General features: G+C 50.1%; 2 protein-coding genes. One reads left to right on the top strand and one right to left on the bottom strand.

Going from position 1 to position 1,058, the window contains the following annotated elements:
- Positions 1–558 (bottom strand): Rha family transcriptional regulator (locus tag QZ506_RS16400; RefSeq protein ID WP_291972528.1); only part of this gene is annotated, 558 nt, incomplete at its 3' end.
- A gap of 161 nt (positions 559–719) precedes the next feature.
- On the opposite strand from QZ506_RS16400, the gene QZ506_RS16395 reads away from it, so the two are divergent.
- The coding region (locus QZ506_RS16395) for a DUF1640 domain-containing protein (RefSeq protein WP_291972526.1) at positions 720–1,058 on the top strand (339 nt) is incomplete at its 3' end.

The following is a 1,058-nucleotide window of genomic DNA, read 5'->3' as shown; positions in this document are numbered from 1 at the left end:
TACGCATTCGGCATAATGTGCGTCGATCTCTTCTTGTGTGACAGTGCTTGGTTGCTTTGTTTGGCGTTGGCCGTAAAGCCGCTCTTCCATGCGGTTAAACTCCGCTATGTAAGCTTCCTTGAACGCTGCTGCCTTTTTGCCTGTGAAACCCATGACGAGGAAGACGAAGCCGTCCTTAGTCATCTCGAACATCGGGCGTAGCTTACCTTGCTCATCGGTATATTCGGCCCCCGCAAAATTGCGGGCGCTAAAATCAGCTGAGCAATCCAAGGTGCGAAGCTTTTTCAAAACATCGTCATGGCGTTTTTGAAAATAATTTGCAACGTCCAGAGATGTAGTTACAGCTTTACCATTGCGGATGGTAACTTTAGGTGCAGCAAGGGATGAGTGAAGTGTCATAATGACCTCCGGTGACAATCTGAATTTAATCACCACCAAGAGGTTCCAATCTCTATTGGTGGTGGACTGAACAGGGTTGGAACTACCGGGATTGTCATCCGGCCTACCTTTCGGTAGCCCTATCCAGCCCACCATTGAGATGAAGCTGAATTGCGACATAAAAAAACACGCTCGCGGCGTGTCATTCTGTCGCGACAATCCCTACGGGGTTCCAATCCCGACACCTGAATTTGCAGGTGCAGTGTGACTATAGCGCATGGGTTGATCTTCCGTCAATAAGATTACTGGGTTACACTTGGCTTAACACAGGAGGATACGCTATGGGCCAGGTTGCATTTGATACTCAAGAGTTCGTCGAAACGCTGGAAAACGCCGGGTTGCCGAAAGACCAGGCCAAGGCGATATCTCTTGTTGTGCGAAAATCACACGAGGTAGCAGATCTTGCTACAAAGCGCGATCTCGACGATGTGCGCAAAGACCTGTCCGCTGATATCGCCGAAGTGAAGCGCGATATCGCTGATGTTCGCAAAGAGATAGCCGATGTCCGTAAGGACCTGTCCGCAGAGATAGCCGATGTCCGCAAGGATATGACTGCCGGTTTTGATAAACTTGGCATGCAGATGACCATCCGACTTGGGCTAATGGTCGCCGCCGCTGTC

It is taken from the genome of Candidatus Symbiopectobacterium sp. (assembly GCF_020054415.1).
Classification (GTDB): Bacteria; Pseudomonadota; Gammaproteobacteria; order Enterobacterales; family Enterobacteriaceae; genus Symbiopectobacterium.
The sequence above is the reverse complement of the archived record's forward strand: the minus strand, read 5'-3'. Positions and strand labels throughout refer to the sequence as shown.